Annotated in this window: 1 protein-coding gene; it reads left to right on the top strand. The window is 36.8% G+C overall.

What is annotated here, in order from left to right:
* Window positions 1–361, top strand: a 361-nt coding sequence (locus NYG92_RS08495) for a hypothetical protein (RefSeq protein ID WP_289234128.1), incomplete at both ends; no start/stop codon positions are given.

The raw sequence follows: 361 nt of genomic DNA, 5'->3' as shown, positions 1-361 counted from the left end.
TAAGTGGTAGAACCCTAGCACAATCTATTATTTATTCTCAAAGAGTAAGAAATGTCAATCTCTCAAGGATGCTAAGAGAAGCCACCACTCAAGTCTTTGTTTCAGGTAAAAAAGGTGAAACAAATGCTAATGGCAAAAGCTTAAGCCAGTTAGAGCGACTCCACACCCATCACAGAGATGAAAACTCTCACAACCATAGCTTTGTGATTCCTTATTATCAAAACTTTAGCGCAAACTTAGGAAGTGAGACAGGGACATTAAAATCAAATTCCTCAGGTATGCTTATCGCTACACAAAGACAACTTCCAAATGATTATGGAGTCTTAGGAATTTATACAGGCTTTGAAAATGTTGATCAAAA

Source organism: Campylobacter felis (genome assembly GCF_030250085.1).
GTDB classification, from domain to species: domain Bacteria; phylum Campylobacterota; class Campylobacteria; order Campylobacterales; family Campylobacteraceae; genus Campylobacter_D; species Campylobacter_D upsaliensis.
Note: the sequence above shows the minus strand (reverse complement) of the source record. Positions and strands in the feature narration are given on the sequence as shown.